The organism is Ignavibacteria bacterium (genome assembly GCA_013177855.1).
GTDB lineage: Bacteria > Bacteroidota > Ignavibacteria > Ch128b > Ch128b > Ch128b.
Window position 1 is genome coordinate 1,930,691 of record JABLYA010000001.1, and the last position, 18,902, is coordinate 1,949,592.

Annotated in this window: 16 protein-coding genes; 14 read left to right on the forward strand and 2 right to left on the reverse strand. The window is 32.0% G+C overall.

All coding sequences use genetic code 11. The features are described 5' to 3' along the window. Positions 1-122 precede the first annotated feature (122 nt). From HPY57_08130 to HPY57_08190, 13 genes are all read left to right on the forward strand, one after another. Positions 123-1,325 (forward strand): glycosyltransferase, encoded by a 1,203-nt coding sequence (locus HPY57_08130; protein ID NPV11741.1) that lies wholly within the window; start codon positions 123-125, stop codon positions 1,323-1,325. After that, positions 1,318-2,448, forward strand: coding sequence for a glycosyltransferase (locus HPY57_08135; GenBank protein ID NPV11742.1), 1,131 nt, complete (start codon positions 1,318-1,320; stop codon positions 2,446-2,448). The genes HPY57_08130 and HPY57_08135 overlap by 8 nt, the downstream gene beginning before the upstream one ends. Next, positions 2,435-3,820, forward strand: coding sequence for an oligosaccharide flippase family protein (locus tag HPY57_08140; GenBank protein ID NPV11743.1), 1,386 nt, complete (start codon positions 2,435-2,437; stop codon positions 3,818-3,820). The genes HPY57_08135 and HPY57_08140 overlap by 14 nt, the downstream gene beginning before the upstream one ends. Next, the gene (locus HPY57_08145; protein NPV11744.1) at positions 3,807-4,943 is read left to right on the forward strand and encodes a hypothetical protein; all 1,137 of its coding nucleotides are present in this window, start codon (positions 3,807-3,809) and stop codon (positions 4,941-4,943) included. Before HPY57_08140 ends, HPY57_08145 begins: the two co-directional genes overlap by 14 nt. Before the next feature lie 2 nt (positions 4,944-4,945). Beyond that, positions 4,946-5,320 (forward strand): response regulator, encoded by a 375-nt coding sequence (locus HPY57_08150; protein ID NPV11745.1) that lies wholly within the window; start codon positions 4,946-4,948, stop codon positions 5,318-5,320. A gap of 2 nt (positions 5,321-5,322) precedes the next feature. Then, positions 5,323-6,714, forward strand: a complete 1,392-nt coding sequence (locus HPY57_08155; GenBank protein NPV11746.1) for a sigma-54-dependent Fis family transcriptional regulator — start codon at positions 5,323-5,325, stop codon at positions 6,712-6,714. Then, positions 6,711-7,952: a glycosyltransferase family 2 protein gene (locus HPY57_08160; protein ID NPV11747.1), complete on the forward strand. Its 1,242-nt coding sequence runs from the start codon at positions 6,711-6,713 to the stop codon at positions 7,950-7,952. Before HPY57_08155 ends, HPY57_08160 begins: the two co-directional genes overlap by 4 nt. A 21-nt stretch (positions 7,953-7,973) precedes the next feature. Further along, the gene (locus tag HPY57_08165; GenBank protein ID NPV11748.1) at positions 7,974-8,312 is read left to right on the forward strand and encodes an STAS domain-containing protein; all 339 of its coding nucleotides are present in this window, start codon (positions 7,974-7,976) and stop codon (positions 8,310-8,312) included. Between the two features lie 2 nt (positions 8,313-8,314). After that, positions 8,315-10,084 (forward strand): hypothetical protein, encoded by a 1,770-nt coding sequence (locus HPY57_08170; protein NPV11749.1) that lies wholly within the window; start codon positions 8,315-8,317, stop codon positions 10,082-10,084. After that, entirely contained in the window at positions 10,084-11,643 is a 1,560-nt protein-coding gene (locus HPY57_08175; GenBank protein NPV11750.1) for a response regulator, read from the forward strand. The genes HPY57_08170 and HPY57_08175 overlap by 1 nt, the downstream gene beginning before the upstream one ends. Positions 11,644-11,739: 96 nt before the next feature. Then, positions 11,740-12,201: an EVE domain-containing protein gene (locus tag HPY57_08180; GenBank protein ID NPV11751.1), complete on the forward strand. Its 462-nt coding sequence runs from the start codon at positions 11,740-11,742 to the stop codon at positions 12,199-12,201. A gap of 96 nt (positions 12,202-12,297) precedes the next feature. Beyond that, on the forward strand, positions 12,298-13,095 hold the full coding sequence (locus tag HPY57_08185; protein NPV11752.1) for an inositol monophosphatase: 798 nt from the start codon (positions 12,298-12,300) through the stop codon (positions 13,093-13,095). Next, positions 13,095-13,682 (forward strand): phosphatase PAP2 family protein, encoded by a 588-nt coding sequence (locus HPY57_08190; protein NPV11753.1) that lies wholly within the window; start codon positions 13,095-13,097, stop codon positions 13,680-13,682. The genes HPY57_08185 and HPY57_08190 overlap by 1 nt, the downstream gene beginning before the upstream one ends. 488 nt (positions 13,683-14,170) lie before the next feature. On the opposite strand, the gene HPY57_08195 is transcribed toward HPY57_08190, so the two are convergent. Next, on the reverse strand, positions 14,171-14,851 hold the full coding sequence (locus HPY57_08195) for a DUF2461 domain-containing protein (protein ID NPV11754.1): 681 nt from the start codon (positions 14,849-14,851) through the stop codon (positions 14,171-14,173). Further along, on the reverse strand, positions 14,848-16,824 hold the full coding sequence (locus tag HPY57_08200; GenBank protein NPV11755.1) for a hypothetical protein: 1,977 nt from the start codon (positions 16,822-16,824) through the stop codon (positions 14,848-14,850). Before HPY57_08200 ends, HPY57_08195 begins: the two co-directional genes overlap by 4 nt. A 39-nt stretch (positions 16,825-16,863) precedes the next feature. Between HPY57_08200 and HPY57_08205 the strand changes: the two genes are divergently transcribed. Then, positions 16,864-18,900, forward strand: a complete 2,037-nt coding sequence (locus HPY57_08205) for a S9 family peptidase (GenBank protein ID NPV11756.1) — start codon at positions 16,864-16,866, stop codon at positions 18,898-18,900. The last annotated feature ends 2 nt before the right edge of the window (positions 18,901-18,902 follow it).

Sequence of the window (18,902 nt, forward strand, 5' to 3'; positions counted from 1 at the left end):
CTTCTACTCCCTTCCGCTGCAGTTCTCTTATCATTTTTCTCAATTTGGTTCAAATTATTTCCTTATTTTTCGATAATTTAGGGTAGAGTGTATCATTTTAAAATAGAAGATTTCAAATTTAGATGGATTTAATTACTAAAATCGTTTTCTGTATTCTTTTCATTCCTTTCTCTGTGATTTTATTTTATGAAATTATTCTATTTGCCTTAGCTTTATTCTTAGATGAGAAATCATCTCAATCTGAGAGGAAAAGAAAATTTTTAATTTTAATCCCAGCTTATCGAGAAGGGGAAATTTTAATTTATTCTTTAGATGCACTTGAAAAAATTATTTATCCCAAACATCTTTTCGATGTTGTACTGATAAATGATCAATGTGACGATAGAGTTATTTCGAAATTGAGAAATAAAATTAAAGTTCTTGATGTTTTATTATCATCTCATTCAAAAGCTGAATCACTTAAAGAAGCAATTGAACTTGCAAATGGTTATAATTTTGTTGTAATTCTTGACGCAGATAATATTGTTCATCCTGACTTCTTAATTGAACTGAATAACTCAATAACGAAAAGCACAAAAGTCATTCAAGGTTTGCGATTACCGAAAAACCTGAATTCGACTTTTGAAAAGATCGATGCAATAACAGACTATGTTTACAATCAACTTGATCGCCTGATTCCTTCAAAGTTAGGCTTATCAGGAACTTTAAGCGGTTCCGGTTTTGCAATTGAAACTAATCTATTTCGTGACTTAATACCATTGATTCAAACCAAAGGTGGATTTGATAAAATTCTTCAGTCGGAACTTTTACTTAGAAAAATTCCAGTTGAGATTTGCAGTAAAGCTATTATATATGATGAGAAGATAGGTTCATCAAAAAGTTATTTAAAACAAAGAACCCGCTGGCTTTATTATCATTTCTATAATTCAATAAAATATGGCTTAAAATTGTTGGTTAAAGGGATTTTGAATTTCAAATTCGATCAAATTCATATTGGATTAATAAGCCTCAGACCGCCATTGAATTTCATCTATTTCATATCTCTGATTTTAATAATTATTGGTTACTGGATTTGTTTACTTTGTTCAATTATCCTTTTTATTCTTTTGCTGATTTTTACACTAGTCCTTTCAAAAATATTGAAAGAAAACAAAGTCTTATCAGTCAAATTAATTTTATCACTTCCATTAATATTTATTAACCAGATTTTTTCTGTGATTAAATTTCGAGAAGCAAAAACTGATTCATTAAAAACAGAGCATCACAAATCAAGGTCCATTGAAGAAATCTTACAAAGTCAAAAGTCAAAAAGGAGAGATGAGTAGTTACAATATTTTATACATAATTAGACAGGCTGAATTTGGTGGCGGAGAAACTCACTTGAAGTATATTTTTGATTCAATTAGTAGGGTTCAATTCAAACCTGTTCTGGTTAGTTTAAGCTCGGGTTTTCTTAGTGAATATGTTCAATCAATAGGAATTAAGTTCTATCTTTTATCAAAAAAGAGAAAAGATTTTCTTTCAAATATTTTAAGAATCATAAAAATTATTCGAACTGAAAAAATAAATTTAATTCATGCTCACGGAACTAAAGGCGCCGCTCTGGCTTTACTTCCCTCTATACTTACTGGGAAAAAATTAATTTATACCGTACACTCCTGGTCTTTTCATTCTGAAATGAATTCGATTAAAAATTTTTTGCGAAAGTTGATCGAAAGAATTATTTGTGCTTTTGCTCATAAAGTAATTTTGGTTTCCCAGAGTGACTTTGAAAAAGGGGACTTTGTAAATCCATCTAAAAAGCTGTTAATTAAAAATGGAGTGGATACTTTCGAATTTTATCCAGATAAAAATTATAAACTTCGTTCAGAACTTGGTTTTAGCGATAATGATTTTGTCATTGGTTACTTTGCTCGACTCACACATCAGAAGAACCCGTTTTTTGTGATTGACTTAATTCAAACACTAAATAAGAATGATTCTGATAGTGGAAAATCATATAAGCTTTTAATAATCGGTGATGGGGACTTAAAAGAAAAAATCATAGACGAAATAGAAAAAAGAAATTTGAACAGCGTTGTAAAAATTTTAGAACCTTCTTTTGAAATTAAAAAATATTTACATGCAATTGATTGTTATGTTCTACCATCTTTCTGGGAGGGAATGCCTTATGGCGTTTTAGAGGCAATGTCTTGCGAAATTCCAGTTGTTGTTTCGAATATTCAAGTTATGAATGAAATTATCGAAAATGGAGTAAATGGCTTTTGTGAAAATTTAAATGTTGAAAACTTTGCAAGAAGAATAATTGAACTTTCAAGAGACGATAAGCTTCGTTCGAAAATTGGTGCTAATGCCAGAAGAACAATTGAAAAAAATTTTAATATTGATTTACAGATTCAAGAGCTTTACAAAATTTATGAGAAATTGAAGATCAATGACCGAAATTAAAAAATACTGGCTGCCAAATGGTGTTTACGCATTTCTGATTAACGCTGTCCTGTTTATTTCAGGGTTTGCAGGGTTTGTGTTGCTGGTGCGGTTTTATGATAAATCACAATTTGGTGCATGGGCATTATATCTTGCCGTGACTTCTTTTGCTGATGTTGCTCGAGCAGGCTTTGTTACAAATGCACTTGTAAGATATGCATCAACGCAGGAAACAAAAAGTGAATACTCAAAAGTTTTGAGTGCATCACTATTCCTGCACATTTTATTTACAATGATTTTAATGCTGCTTATTTACCTTATAGCGCCAATTGTTGGTAGAATCTGGTCAAGTTATGAGTTTTACAAATTGTTGATGTACTACCCAATATATGCATTCTGTCAGATTCCATTTCTTTACTTTTCTGCAATAGAACAAGCAAATCTCTCATTTAGAAATCAATATTACAGCAATTTGTTACGCAACACTCTTTTCATTGGGATGATAGCTTACATTGTGTTTTCAAAGTATAATTTTCCTGTTTATCATTTACCTTTCCTTCAATCTCTTGCTGTTATTATAGGTGGAGTTTATTTAATGATTGCAAATAGAAAGACTATACAGATCTCAAAAGAGATTGACTTGAAATGGCTTAAAAAATTAATCGATTTTGGGAAATATGTTTTCGGAAGCAATGTTGTTTCAATTCTTTTCACAAATATTGACCAAATTTTGCTTGGATATTTTTTCAATACAAAAGTTGTTGCCACATATAATACTGCAATGCGAATTGGAAATTTTTCAGATATCCCGATGACTTCGGTTGCGTCAGTTGTTTATCCAAAATCAGGACAAAGATTTCAAATTGTTGGCAACAAAGGTTTAAGGCACTTGTATGAAAGGTCTGTCGGGTCAATTCTTGCATTTGTAATTCCTGCTTTGATTGTACTTGAAATCTTTGCTGAACCAATAGTAAAATTTATCGCAACCGATGCCTATTTAGATACAATTCCGGCGGTTTACATTATTCTGCTTTTCAGCTTGTTCAAACCTTTTATAAAATATTTTGGGATTACAGTTGAATCGTTGGAGAAACCGCATTTCAATTTTAATTTAATGATAACTCTTTTATTGTTTAATTTGATTTTAGATTTGTTTTTAATACCAAAATATAGCCTTGTTGGAGCCGCCTTTGGCAGCTTGTTTTCACTTATAATAGGTATGATTATAAGTTTAGCGATATTAAAGAAATTACTTGATGTTAGAGTAAAAAGAATTTTTAAATATACATTCAGTTTTTATATTGAGGCGCTGGAGTTTATAATTTTCTTCAATGAGTATAAGGATTCTTTTGAAGAAAAAATTAAAAAAGAACACAGCGATGAAAACATTTGATTTAATAAAAATTCTAAACGAGGGAGTTAAAGATTACGATATGATTATTCTCACTGATAAGACCGGAAAAATCGAACTCTACAATAAAGTTTTATCTCAATTATGTAATTCGGCGAATAAAGATGAGATTTTGCTTCAGGATGTTAAAATTGATCAGTTATTTAAACCTGATAAAGGTGAGTTTAATACTGTTTTTAATTCGCTGGAAGAAAGTGCACAGTATAATGGAGTTTTGAATTTTACATTGAGCTATAACCAGCAAATTCCATTTGATGTGAAAGCTTACAAAGTAAACGGGGAGATAAATCAAAATTTTAGATATGTATTTCTCTTTAAGCTCAAAGAGATAACTGATATCGAAAAAGATCCACTTGAGCAAAAAAATTTCATTAAAGTTTTGGATAAATCTTCTTCATCAAAAGTCGATTTAATAACTTCTTATGAAGAACTAGAAAGATTGAAAGAGGATTTTCTATCAAGTGTTTCCCACGAATTAAGAACACCACTTGCTTCAATAATTGGTTTTGCTGAAACATTGAAAAATGATCCCGATTTACCAAGAGAAATTTACAAAGAATTTTTAGATATCATATTAAATGAAGGTAAAAGACTTGCCGCTACGATTAACGATTTGCTTGATGTATCTCAATTATATAGAGGAAATGCATCTCTTCAATTAAAAAATGTTGAGTTACAACAGATTCTAACCCGTGCTTATGAACAGTTCAAACCACTGGCTGCTGGTATTGAGTTTGGAATTCAATTACAGGAAAAACCAATTTTCATTCAAGCTGATGAAAACAAGCTGCAACAGGCAATAAACAATTTGATAAGTAACGCAATTAAATTCACCCCCAAAGGCGGAAAAGTGACAATCTCTCTTTACGAAACAAAAGATAATTACTTAGTTGAAGTCAGAGATACAGGTTATGGAATTCCAGAAAAAGATAAAGAAAAAATTTTTGACAGATTTTATCGAGTTGAAAGACCTGGTTTGGAAATACGAGGAGTGGGACTCGGTTTATCAATTACAAAAAAAATTCTGGACTTGCACGGTTACAAGCTCGAGTTTGAAAGTGAAATTAACAAAGGTTCAACATTCAAAATTTTAATCCCGAAGTGATTATGAAAAAAACTGTTTTATTAGTTGAAGACGAGAAACCAATTCAAGTTTTAATTACTCATCATCTTGGTAAACTCAATTACGATGTGGTTGTTAAAGAGACTGCTGAAGCTGCAATTGAGTATTTAAAGAAAAGTAACGCTCTTCCAGATTTAATAATAACCGATGTACTTTTACCTGGAATGAATGGAATTAATTTTTGTCGTCTTGTAAAGACTGATCCAAAAACACTCGATATACCAGTAATAATCTTATCATCTGTGGATTATGATTTTTACCGGCAGGGCGCTGAAGCTTCTAATGCGGATTATTTTATGACTAAACCTTTTCGAATTAAGGATTTTATTAACATCATCAATAAAATAATAACGGTATGATTATGGAAAAGAAATTAATTTTCTTAATTGATGATGAAGTTAATTTCACTCGTTTGATGGAACATTGGATTAAAGAAAGATGGAACTACAGATTAAAAATATTTAACTCAACAACTGACTACTTGAACTATGAGGGCGAAGATCCGGATTTAATTCTTCTTGACATTATGCTTCCAGGCGATTATAACGGCGTTGAATTGCTGAAAAAAATCAAATCGCAAAATTCTGATTTACCTGTGATTATGCTTTCAGCTCAAGGGAATGTTGATGTTGCAGTTGAAACAATAAAACTTGGAGCTTTCGATTATTTCTCCAAACCAGTTGATTTACAAAAGCTCGAGATTTCAATTCGAAATGCAATTAAAAATTATGAATTACAAAAACGAGTGAAGTCATTATTAGAAGAGCAAGAAAAGATTTATAAGTTTGATAATATCATTGCTATTGACGATAAAATGCAAGAAGTTTTCAAATTGATGAAAAAAGTTTTGAATACAAATGTAAATGTTTTGATATATGGTGAAAGTGGAACTGGTAAAGAGTTGATCGCACGAGCAATACACGCAAATAGTGATAGAAAAGACAAACCATTCGTCGTTGTTAACTGTGCATCAATTCCAAAGGATTTGCTTGAAAGTGAATTGTTTGGTCACGAAAAAGGTTCATTCACAGGCGCTTTTCAAAGAAAAATTGGGAAGTTTGAACTGGCTGATGGTGGAACAATCTTTTTAGACGAAATCGGTGAACTTGAATTGAGTCTTCAGGCTAAACTTCTAAGAGTAATTCAGGATAAAACTTTTGAAAGAGTTGGTGGAAACGAACCAATTACAACAACTGCTCGAATCATCTCGGCAACAAATAAAGACTTAAAAAAAGCTGTTGATGAAAAACTTTTTAGAGAAGATTTGTATTACCGACTTTCAACTTTCCCAATTCTTGTTCCTCCGCTTCGTGAAAGAAAAGGCGACATTGTAGTTCTTGCTGAACATTTTGTTAAGAAATTTTCTGAAGAAGCGAAAATTCAAACTCCATCAATTACAAAAGAAGTTATTGAAATTTTTCTAAGATATCCCTGGCCAGGAAATGTCCGTGAACTAGAAAATGTTTTGCAGCGAGCTGTTTTAATTTGTGATGATAATAAAATTAGAGTTAAAGACCTCCCATTATCTCTTCAAGCTTATCTTCCTGAAGCATTGACTGGAGAAGTCTCCACAAAAATTGTCAGTGAAAGTCATGAAATTATTCCACTTGAAAAAATCAAAGAGAATGCTCTGAGACATGCTTTGAAAGTGACAAGGGGAAATATTCAGGAGGCTGCAAAAAGATTACAAATTGGAAGAGCAACAATTTATAGAATGATGAAGGAATACAACATTAAACCCGAAAAAGAATGAATTTACTTGAATTAATTTTCTGGTTATCATTCTTCTTTATTTTTTATACTTTTATTGGTTATCCATTGCTGATGTATTTTTTATTTAGATTTGAAAGCATTCGCTATTTTATTCGTATTCCAGAAGATGCTGGTAAAGTTTTCATTAATCCAGAGTTAGGAGGCAAAATAATTTTCGATCAGCGCTTTTCAGCAAAGGAGTTTACTCCATTTGTTTCGATGATTATAGCAGCTTACAATGAAGAGAAATTTATCGAAGAGAAAATTAAAAATTGTCTGGAGCTAAATTATCCGTCAGAAAAAATTGAATTCCTTTTTGTGACAGACGGTTCTAATGATAAAACTCCTGAGATCGTTCAAAAATATTCTGAGACTTATCCTAATGTAAAATTATTTCATCAATCAGAAAGACAGGGAAAGTTGAAAGCAATTAATCGCGTGGTTCCCTATGCAAAAGGTGAAATTCTGGTTTTTTCGGATGCGAATTCATTCTATAATAAAGATGCCATCAGTTTTCTTGTTAGACATTTCCAATTTGAAAAAATAGGCTGCGTGGCTGGCGAGAAAAGAGTGATCTCTAAAGATGGAAAACTCGAAGCAGAAGGTCTATACTGGAAATATGAATCTTTCTTGAAAAAACTTGATTCTGAAATCTTTTCTATTGTTGGAGCTGCTGGTGAGATTTTCGCTATAAGAAAAGATTTATTTCTCGAATTGCCTGAAAATACAATCAACGAAGATTTTGTCATTACAATGAATATTGCAGCGAAGGGTTATCGAGTAGTTTATGAACCAAAAGCCTATGCCGTCGAAGAACCGACAAAATCAATCTTCGAGGAATTTAAAAGAAGAATACGAATTTCCACTGGAGGTTTACAGGCAATCTTTTTATTGAAAAATCTTTTTGATATAAGGAAATATAAATTTCTGACATTTCAATTTATTAGTCATAGAATTTTAAGATGGACTATTACTCCGCTTTCATTATTACTAATTTATATATCGAACTTACTGATATTCTTAAAGAGTGATTTAATTTTCTACAAAATAACTTTTTATTTTCAGACTGTATTTTATTGTTCAGCTTTAATTGGTTTTTTAGCTGAATTGGTTAAAATTAAAATTAACTTTTTTTATTTGATTTTTTCATTCATCTTAATGAATTTTGTTTCAGTCATAGCATTAATAACATATCCATTCAGAGCCAGAACAAACATCTGGCAAAAAGTCGAAAGGTAACAAAAACAAAATGAGGTGATTATGAATTTTGTTGAACAAAAAGTAGGTGATGTCCTTGTAATAGGAATAAATTTAGCAAGGGCTACTCTTCAGGAAGCAGATTCATTCAAACAATTACTTTTTAATGCAATCGAAAAAGGAGAGAGAAAAATTGTTGTTGATTTTTCTCAATCTGATTTTGTCGATTCTACATTTCTGGGGGCACTTGTTGTAAGTTTAAAGAGGATGACGCAAGCTGGCGGTGATATAAGACTTGTCGGTTTTCGTCCGGCAGTTCGATCGATGATGGAATTGACGAGAATGCATAAAGTTTTTGATTGTTATGAAACTGTTCAGGATGCAGTTAAAAGTTTTGGATAGTAATGAAATGTTTAATTTTAGGTGCAGGAATTGGTAAAAGATTACAGCCGCTTTCAAATGAAATTCCTGCACCAATGCTTCCAATACTCAATAAGCCTCTAATACTTTATATCTTAGAGCACATCAAAAATTTTGGAATAAACGAGATAAAAATATCTCTGTATCACTTACCTGAAGTGATTGACGCTTATCTTGGTGAAGGCGAAGAGCTTGATCTTAAAATTTCTTATTCGCTTGAAAAAGATTTATTGGGAACAGGTTATGCAGTCAAAAGAATCCCATCTTTTTTTGATGATACAATTCTTATTCACTATGGAAATGTTTTAAGCAACATTGATATAAATGAATTTTACCTATTTCATAAACAAAGAAAAAGCATCTTTACCTACGCAGTACTAGAGAACCGAATCGCAAAAGAGACTCCCGAAATACTTCTCGATCAAAAATCTCAGGTAATAAATTATAAATATCGAGAGAATGAAAGTCATTACCCATTCATACCTGCCGGTATATTTCTGGCTGAGAAAGAAATTCTTGACTTTATTCCCTCAAATAAAAAATATTCTCTCGAAGAAGAGCTTTTAAATGAAATAATCGAGAAAAAACTTCCCGTGTTTGCTTTTATCCACAAAGGAGATTACTACAAAATTCAATATCCGAAAGATTTACTTGAAATTAATCTTCAATTATTGAAATTTTTATCGGTTGCTGAAGGGAAATTAGTCTTTGGCTTTAAAGATGGGGTTAATAAAGAAGTTTTGAATTCGATCTCTTCCCCAATTTTTATTGGCGAAAATTCGGTAATCAATAAAAATGTCTCAATAAAAAATCCTGTTGTAATTGGTGATGATGTAATAGTTGATGAAGGTGCAACTCTATCCAATTCTTTAATCTTGAACAATACTTACATTGGTAAAAATTTAGAAATTGAAAATTCAATTGTTTTCAAAAATCTTTGCATCAATACAAGAAATGATTACGGTTTTTATGTAACAGACTCATTTATCCTGGCTCCAGTTGTAAAAGTTAAACTTGCTGATAAAATTAAAGAGATTTTGTTTAGGCTGATTGATATAATTTTATCTTCACTTGGATTAATTTTGCTTTCACCAATCTTACTCTTAATAGCTTTGGCAATTAAAATTGATTCAAAAGGTCCAGTATTCTTTAAATCAAAAAGAGTCCAGAAACCTCAATTAATTCAACAGAGTGATAAATGGTATCTTTACGAGCCTGAAAAGTCAGTTTATTATTATAAATTTAGAACAATGAGAGTAGACAATTTTAGTAAAGATGAATTTCGTAAAGAAAACATATATAACGAAGGACCTTATTTTAAATTAAAATCTGACCCAAGGGTAACAAGAGTCGGAAAATTTCTGAGAAAGACAAGCTTAGATGAGCTACCTTTATTATTTAATGTTTTGAAAGGTGATTTAAGTCTTGTAGGAGTTTGGGGACTTCCACCCGATGAAGCTCAAATTTTGCTTGAAACAGGAGTCACGAAGGAACTATATCAACTTAAAGATACAGCTCAAATAAGATTTAAAGGAAAGCTCGGACTTGCTGGTTACTGGCAATCAAGAGGAAGATCAGAACTCACGGCTGAAGAAAGGGCAATTCATGATGCAATTCAGGCTCTTGCGGATATTAAAGATGCAAAACTTAAATCAAGATTGGGAGATTATTCAAAAGCTAATTCACTTCGTGGTTATATTTCTTTAATTTTAGATACAATTAAATCGGTTATAAAAAGAAAAGGTGCTTATTGATGGAACAACCAAAACAAATTCTTGTCATAGATGATGATGCTGCAATGAGAAAATTAATCGGCTTTAATCTGAAGAAAGCTGGTTATGAAGTAATTGAAGCCGATGGACCAGGACAGGCATTTGAACATCTCGAAAAAACAACTCCTGATCTTGTTCTGTGTGATATTATGATGAGCGGAATGGATGGATTTACATTTTGCGAAAAGGTTAGAGCACAGGAAAAATACAAAGCTTTGCCTTTTATCTTTGTTTCTGCAAAAAGCTCACTTGCTGATAAGGAAAAAGCTGTTGCTCTCGGTGCTGATGATTACATAACCAAACCATTTATTCTTGATGAATTGCTTTTAAAGATAAGAGCTTTACTGAAAAGATCAGAAATTTACAAAGCTTATGGTGCAAAAAAAGTTATTGAAGAAATCACCCAAACCGCAAAGCCAAAGATTTTGATTGTTGATGATGATAAAGTTTTAACCAAGTTACTAGCCGCTGCTCTTGAAAAAAATGATTTCGAAGTAAAAGTTGCTCACAACGCCTTTGATGGATTTAACATTGCTAAGGAATTTAAACCTGATTTAATCCTATCGGACATATTAATGCCCGAAGCTGATGGATTTGAATTTAGAAATCTTTTAAGTGCTGATAAAGAATTGAAATCTATTCCATTTGTATTCCTTACTTCCAAGACAGAAGAGCAAGATATCTTAAAAGGTTATGAATATGGAGTTTATGATTATGTCCTTAAGACCGCTGGAATGAATGTGATTACAGCAAAAGTTAAAGCAATTGTAGAATCACTTCAAAAGGAAAGGAAAAAAGTTGTTGACGAAATTCAACATGCTGCCGAAACAATTAAATTAAAAGTTGTTCCAGACGCACCACCAAAATTAGATGGTTTTTTAATTGAACAATGGCATCAGACATATCAAGGAATTCCTGGCGGAGATTTTCTTGATTACATTAAACTTTCTTCTGATACTTATGCAATAGCATTTGGTGATGTAATGGGTAAAAAATGGGGTGCCTGGTATTTTGCATTTGCTTATGCAGGTTATATTAGAAGCGCAATTCGATTTGTGGCTCAATCGGGTGAAGAACATTCTCCAGCGAAAATTATGGAAAAGCTGAATCGAGCAATTTATCAGGATGCGAAAGTTTCTGAAATCTTTGCAACTCTTTCCCTTATCGTTATCAATGTTTTGAAAAATGAAATTAAATACACCGGCGCCGGTGATTTACCTTTGCTGGTTAAAAAAGCTAAAACAGGCGAAATTCTTAAAATTGAATCCGAAGGATTACTTCTCGGTTTTCTTGAAGATAGTGAATATGAAGATATTAATATTAAACTCGATTTAAATGATGAAATTGCAATTTTCACTGACGGAGTTGTAGAAGCAAAAAATGAAGATGGTGAGCAATTTGGACATACTCGAATTCAGGAAGTGTTCCAAAATTATGAAGGCGATTCATTTTTGCGGGCATTAAAAGAGAGACTTCTTCAATTCACAAATATGAAATTAGATGATGATACAACGGCTTTATGGATTAAGAGAATCAGTTAATTTTATGAAGGTAATCTAAGAAGATTATTAAAACCAGACACTGTTTATCCAATCAAAAAATTAAATCAATATCATTAGAAAATTAATGGTGTCGCTATGCCAAATTACTGGTTGTTTAAATCCGAACCGGATGTTTATTCTATTGATGATTTACAACGAGATAAAAAAACTTATTGGGATGGTGTTCGAAACTACGAAGCCAGAAATTATTTAAGAGATAAAGTTAAAGTTGGTGATTTAGTTTTGTTTTATCACAGCAATTGTGATGAACCGGGTGTTTACGGAATCTGTGAAATTGTCAAAGAAGGTTATCCTGATTTTACGCAGTTTGATCCATCCAATAAACATTTTGATCCAAAAGCAAAAGAAGACAAACCAATTTGGTATATGGTGGATGTTAAATTTGTAAAAAAGTTGAAGAAACCTGTTTTACTTGAAGATATAAAATCAAATCAAAAACTTAGCAAGATGCGACTCTTGCAGAAGGGAAATCGACTTTCTATCATTCCTTTAACTAAATCAGAATTTGAAGAAATTTTGAAGATGAGTGAGAAATAAAATTTTATTTAATCCATAACTTTTTTGGAGAGATAGGTTTTATTTCATAAATTTATTTCGAGTAAGGATGAACAAATTGAGGATAAAAAATAAATTATGGACTATCTGCAGTCGGCAGAGAAAGCAGCTCGAGAGGCTGGAAAGTATATTCTCTCAAATCTTGGCAAGGTCAAACAAATATCTTTCAAATCACTTCAATCAAATCTTGTTACCGAAGTAGACAAAAAATCTGAAGAAATAATAATCGAAACACTCGAAAAAGATTTCCCCGATTTCGACATCTTAGCGGAAGAAAGCGGAGCTTCTTCAACGAAGAATTCTGAATTTATGTGGGTAATTGATCCACTCGATGGAACGACAAATTTTGCACATGGCCTACCAATTTTTTCCGTTTCTATCGGCTTAATAAAAGGCAATGAAGTAATTGCTGGTGTTATTTACGATCCAACTCGAGATCAAATGTTTATAGCTGAAAAAGGTAAAGGTGCATTCCTTAATGGAAAGAAATTGTCTGTTTCAAAAACTAAAGATATTAAAAAGGCTTTGCTTGTAACCGGCTTCCCTTATAATGTTGAAGAAAATCCTGATCATTGTTTTGAAAGATTTGTGATTATGACCAAAAACAGTCGAGCAGTTAGAAGACTTGGCTCTGCTGCACTCGATTTCGCTTACGTTGCAGCTGGAATTTTTGATGGTTTCTGGGAGGTAAAATTAAATCCATGGGATATTGCCGCAGGACTATTACTTGTCAAAGAAGCTGGTGGGAAAGTAACCAATTTCAAAGGTGAAGAAAGTGATATCTTTAATCCACAGGTTTTAGCTTCGAATGGACACGTTCATAATATTATGATTGAACTTCTTGAAAAAGCTGAACAGGCAGAGTTTATTTTATGATAGAATTTCTCTATTCAATTGATGTTGCAGTTTTTCGTTTCATAAATTCAACTCTGGCAAATCCGTTAACTGACAAATTAATGCCTTTTATAACAGATGTTCGTAATTGGTATTTACTTTATATCTTTCTTTGGTTTCTGATTTTATTCAAAGGTGGTAGGTATCGAGTTGGGCTTGCAATTGGAATGATCTTGTTAGTTGTAGTTTCTGATCAGCTTAGCAGTGTTTTGTTGAAAAGTTTATTTGCAAGACCAAGACCTTGCAAAGTTCTTGAAAATGTTCATTTGCTAGTTGGGTGTACGGATTCGTATTCTTTTCCATCCTCGCATGCCGTGAACAATTTTGCTGCTGCGATGTTTTTCACTTACTTTTATAGACATTTGAAATGGATTTTATTTAGTGTTGCATCGGTGATGGCTCTGTCAAGAATTTTTGTTGGTGTTCATTATCCTTCAGATGTTTTAGGCGGTGCTTTAATAGGAATGGGAATTGGTTATCTAATGGCGGTGATTTATAATTTTATTCTGGTGAATATTTATTCTTTAAAAATCTTTGGTTTGAAATCGAATACTCCGAAAGGTGATTGAACAAATTTAGTTCTAAAGCTTAAGAATAATTCCATATCTCATCTCCACGAAATAATTTTTACTTTGTAGATTTCTCATATTCCTTTAGGATTGGGATGTCTTATTGACAATTTTTTTCTTGAGTACAACTTGATGCTAATCGTAATTTACTCCTTTAGAGTTTAAGAAATTATTCAAAGAAAATTCATCTTATCAAAAGCGATTTGGTCTTTTATCATTTCAATTTTGAAATCAAAACAAATCAAGACCCTTAGTCTTTTGAACATTTTATGGTTTTTTTCCTAGAACACTGAAGTGGTTTTAATTTGATTAACTTTTAATTTGTTTGATGTTTCTTGAATTCTTGTCAAAACCCAGTAAGGGTTTAATGTGAACAGATCCCAATTGTATTGGAGTAGGTGAATAAACAAAATCAAAGAACTTTGAAGTGATTCAATTTCAGAATTAAATAATTCTAAATTAAATACTTACAGACTGCCCGAACTTTGCTAACCAAGATTTTCAACAATCCACTTATGTAAGGGTATCATATCTTTCATAATTTTTTGAGAAAATTCAATTATATCTACATTCTTGAATTGCATTAAATCGTTTGTCTCGTACATCGCATAAAGTCCGCCGAATTTTGAAAGCTCTGCAAATGGATGATCTGGAGAAAAACCTGGTGGTAATTTTTTAAATTTTGTTTCCTCTATACTATACCCTTTTCGTCTTAAAGTTTGAATAATTTTATAGAGTTCAGAGTTTTTTGTTTGTTGCAATAGAACTTGTCTGTACCTTTTCAAAATCTCAGGAGGAAAAATGTAAAATCCCACTGCTACAAGAAAAGTATTTGGCTCCAAATGAAAATAGAAACCTGAACTTTCCAGTTTCTTTTTCTTTCCTTCCCAGAAATAAAGTCCGAGATTTGTTTTATATGGTTCTTTGTTTTGAGAAAATCTAACATCTCTATTTAATCTAAAAATTGATTTATTAATCTCTGGTTCGGCGATGATGTTAGGCAGATAGCTTTTCAAAAAGTCACCAATTTGAACTACACAAATTTTCGCCGGGAGTAAAAAATTTTTTTCGTACTCGTCCTTATGAGAATGAAACCACTCGCGATTATTGTTTCGTGAAAGTTTTTTAAGAAAGTCAATCGTGTTGAAAGGAAAGTTGAGTTGCTTCATAAGCTTTCTACTTCATCAGCTTTTGTTAAAATTTCTAAAGCTCTGTCAATTGCATTGTGAGTACCAAAAAGTACAAGCAAATCTCCGCATTGAATTTGAAAATCCCCAGATGGGTTAGGTATAAATTGATTGTTTCTGATTACAGAAATTACAGTAGCGTTTGTTCTGGCGCGTAGATTAATTTCTTTTAATGTTTTATTACAGACGGGATGATTATCATTTATCAAACAGGTATCTATTGTTCCCTGAGCAAGAATTTGATTTATCTGGTCAAAAGCATGTTCGGTAAAACGAACATCTCTAAACAAACCATAAGATTGAGTTCTCAATGTATTTGCCTGGGCTAAAATTACACTGTTTGGAATATGATATGATTTTAAGACTCGACTCAATATTTGAATCGATGTTTCGAATTCTTCGGGAATTACCTCGTCGGCTCCAAGTTTGACAAGTTCTTCAACATCTTTTACATATCTTGTTCGCACAATCAGATAAACATTCGGATTTAGATCTTTCACAAGCCTGACAATAATTCTTGTAGCCATTGAGTCTGAAATTGCAACAACTACAACTTTTGCGCTTCTGATATGAGTATATTCAAGGACCTCTCTTTTAGTCGCATCACCGTTTATAATTTTTTCACCTTCTTTCTTTGCATGCAAAACATTTTTGGGATTAGCTTCAACAATTACATATTGAATTCCTGTTTCTCTTAGAACTTTTGCAATATTCCTTCCATTCAAACCATAGCCAATAATTATCACGTGATTGTTAAGTTTTTCGATGTAATCCTCAATCTTTGCCTTTTCAAGATGCGGTATTTTTTTCGAGATATATGGAGATATTTTTAAAAGCAAAGGAGATAAAAACATTGTAATTAATGAAAGCGTGATAAATTCATTAGAAAAACTTTCCGTTAAAATGTTTGCTTCTTTTCCCTTTAAAACCAAAACAAAAGAAAATTCACCAATCTGAGATAAATAAAGACCTGTAAGAAATGCGATTCTAATTGGATATTTCTGTATGAGAATTATCAAAGCTATTATTATCATTTTGAAAGACATAACTGCGATCGTTAGAAAAATTAATTTAAATGGCTCATTAAGAATTAATTGTAAATTTAAAAGCAGTCCAAATGAAATAAAGAAGAATGAGGTGAAAACCTCCTTAAAAGGCACAATATCTCCAATAACCTGATGAGTGTAATCAGTTTCAGAAATAATTAATCCGGCAATAAATGCACCAATTGCAAACGAAAGTCCAAGATATTGAGTAACGAATGCGGTACCCAAACTCAGTACTATCACGCCAATGATAAAAACATCTCTCATCTGAATTTGAATTAAAAGATATAGAATATGGGGCATTAAAAATCTTGAGATGAAAAAAATTGCAACGATCAATATGAATGAGAATATTAATCTATAAATCGCATCTCCAAAAGAAGCATCTCCTGAGATACTTAAAATTGGAATTAAAAGCATCATTGGTAAGATCATTAAATCTTGAAATACAAGAATACCAGTTGCAAGTTTTCCGTGCGGAGTTTCAATTTCATCTCTATCGCTGAGCATTTTAAGTATTATTGCTGTACTTGAATGTGTAACCAAAAATCCTAAGAAAATTGATTGCTGAGCATTGAGACCAATTGTAATCCCAAAAATAAATCCAGCCAAAATTGTGATTATAACCTGTAAACTCCCGATAATTAAAATTTCCTTAAAGTTTTTAATGAAGCTATTAAAAGAAATCTCAATTCCAATTGTAAAGAGTAATAGTGCAATACCTATTTCAGCAAGCTGATTTATTCCTTGCGAGTCGGTTATGATCTTTAAGGCATTTGGACCAATTAATACACCCGTAACAATTAATCCAATAATTGACGGTAGATTTAATTTGTTAAAAAGGTAAACGATAGGAATTGCAAACGCAAGGACAATTAGAATATCTTTAAATAAGAAAATTTCGTTCATATCTTTGAGAAAAGTTTAATTAATTAATCTGGAGCTGCTATGAAAAAATTGTTTTTATTTTTTGTTCTTCTCTTCTTTATTCAAAATATCAATTTAATTAGTCAAAATAAAAGAATTTTCACTTCGGAAGATTTATGGCAGATGAAAAGACTTTCAAATCTTACCGTTTCGCCTGATGGGAAATATGGTTGTTTTGTTGTGACAGAGTATAATATTAAGGAGAACAAGGGTAATAGTGATCTTTGGTTAATCGATTTGAAAACATATCAGACAAAAAGGCTGACAACAAATTTGAATTCAGATAATTCGCCAGTCTGGCATCCTGATAGTCGAAAGATTGCTTTTATTTCAAAAAGAGAAGGTGACTATCCTCAACTTTATGAAATAGATATTGATGGAGGAGAAGCCCGCTTACTTTATGAGATGCCAATGGGAATTTCAAATCCTCAATATTCGAAAGATGGTAAGAGAATTTTCTTCGTCTCAAAAATTTTACCCGAATTTGAAAATGATCTTGACGGATTGAAGAAAGAATTAAAAGCACGCAAGGAGAAAAAAGTCTCAGCAAAAGTAACTGAAAATCGTTTCTACAGATATTGGGACAGCTGGTTAACAGATGGATTTGTTTCTCGAGTTTATGTTCTTGATCTTGAGACGAAAGAATTAAAAGACCTGATGAAGGGCTGGAATAAAATTTTTAATCTTGATGGTGGAATTTCTTTTTCAATTTCACCAGATGGGAAATGGTTAAGTTTTGTTGCAAACAGCACAGAACCACCTTATGATTCATTAAATGCTGATGTTTATCTATTAAACATTGATAAACCTGAAGAAGTAAAGAATATTACTCAGGATAACTTTCAGGATGATTCCGCTCCATATTTTTCTAAAGATGGTAAGTATCTTTTCTTCGGCAGTCAATTCGATCCAGATTACTCGGCTGATAATGTGAGATTAATGGTTTACAATCTCACAAATGGAATAACTAACAATCTAACTGAACAATATGACTTTTCTTTTTTTGGATTTACTCAAGGTGATGACTTAAATAAAATCTATATGCTCGCAGAGGATAGAGCTAAAATCTCTTTATTCGAATACGATCTTCTTAAAAATAAACTCGAAAAAATTTACACCGGCGGGTCAATTAATTCAGTAAACATTAAAAATCAAAAGGCGTATTTCCTTAAAAGTACGATCTCGGAACCGCAAGAAATTTTTGAATTTGATTTGAAGAGCAAAGCTTTGAAAAAGATTTCTAAATTTAATGACGAATTAATGAGTCAAATAAAATTTGGAAAAGTTGAAGAGCATTATTTCATTGGTGCAGAAGGTGATTCAGTCCAGTTATATCTTGTCTATCCTCCAGATTTCGATGCAACGAAAAAATATCCTCTTGTTCATTTAATTCATGGAGGTCCTCACGGTACATTTGGTGATGATTTTCATTACCGATGGAATGCCCAACTTTTCGCTGCACCTGGTTATGTTATCGCAATGGTCAATTTCCATGGTTCAACAAGCTTCGGAAAAAATTTTGGCAAATCAATAGTTGGTGCTCATGGCGATAAACCTTTTACTGACATAATGCTTTCAACAGATTTTTTGATAAGAAAATTTAATTTTATTGATTCTACAAAAATGGCTGCTGCCGGTGGAAGTTACGGAGGCTATCTTGTCAACTGGATCGCAGGTCATACCAACCGCTTTAAAGCACTAATCAGTCATGCCGGCGTTTATAATCTAATGGGACAATTTGCAAGTGATTTAACTTATGAACGAGTAAAAAATTATGATGGAGCTCCATGGCAAGGAAGATATGAAAACATCAATCGATGGAATCCAGCTTTCTTTGCTCATAATTTTCAAACTCCAATGCTGATTATTCACGGTGAAAAAGATTATAGAGTTGTTGTAACTCAAGGTCTTGAGATATATGGTGTTCTTAAAGGTAAAGGTATTCCAGCAAGATTAGTTTACTATCCTGATGAGAATCACTGGATCCTTCAACCACAAAATTCAATTTACTGGTATCAGGAAGTTCATAATTGGTTTAAAAAATATCTTGGTGAGTAAAT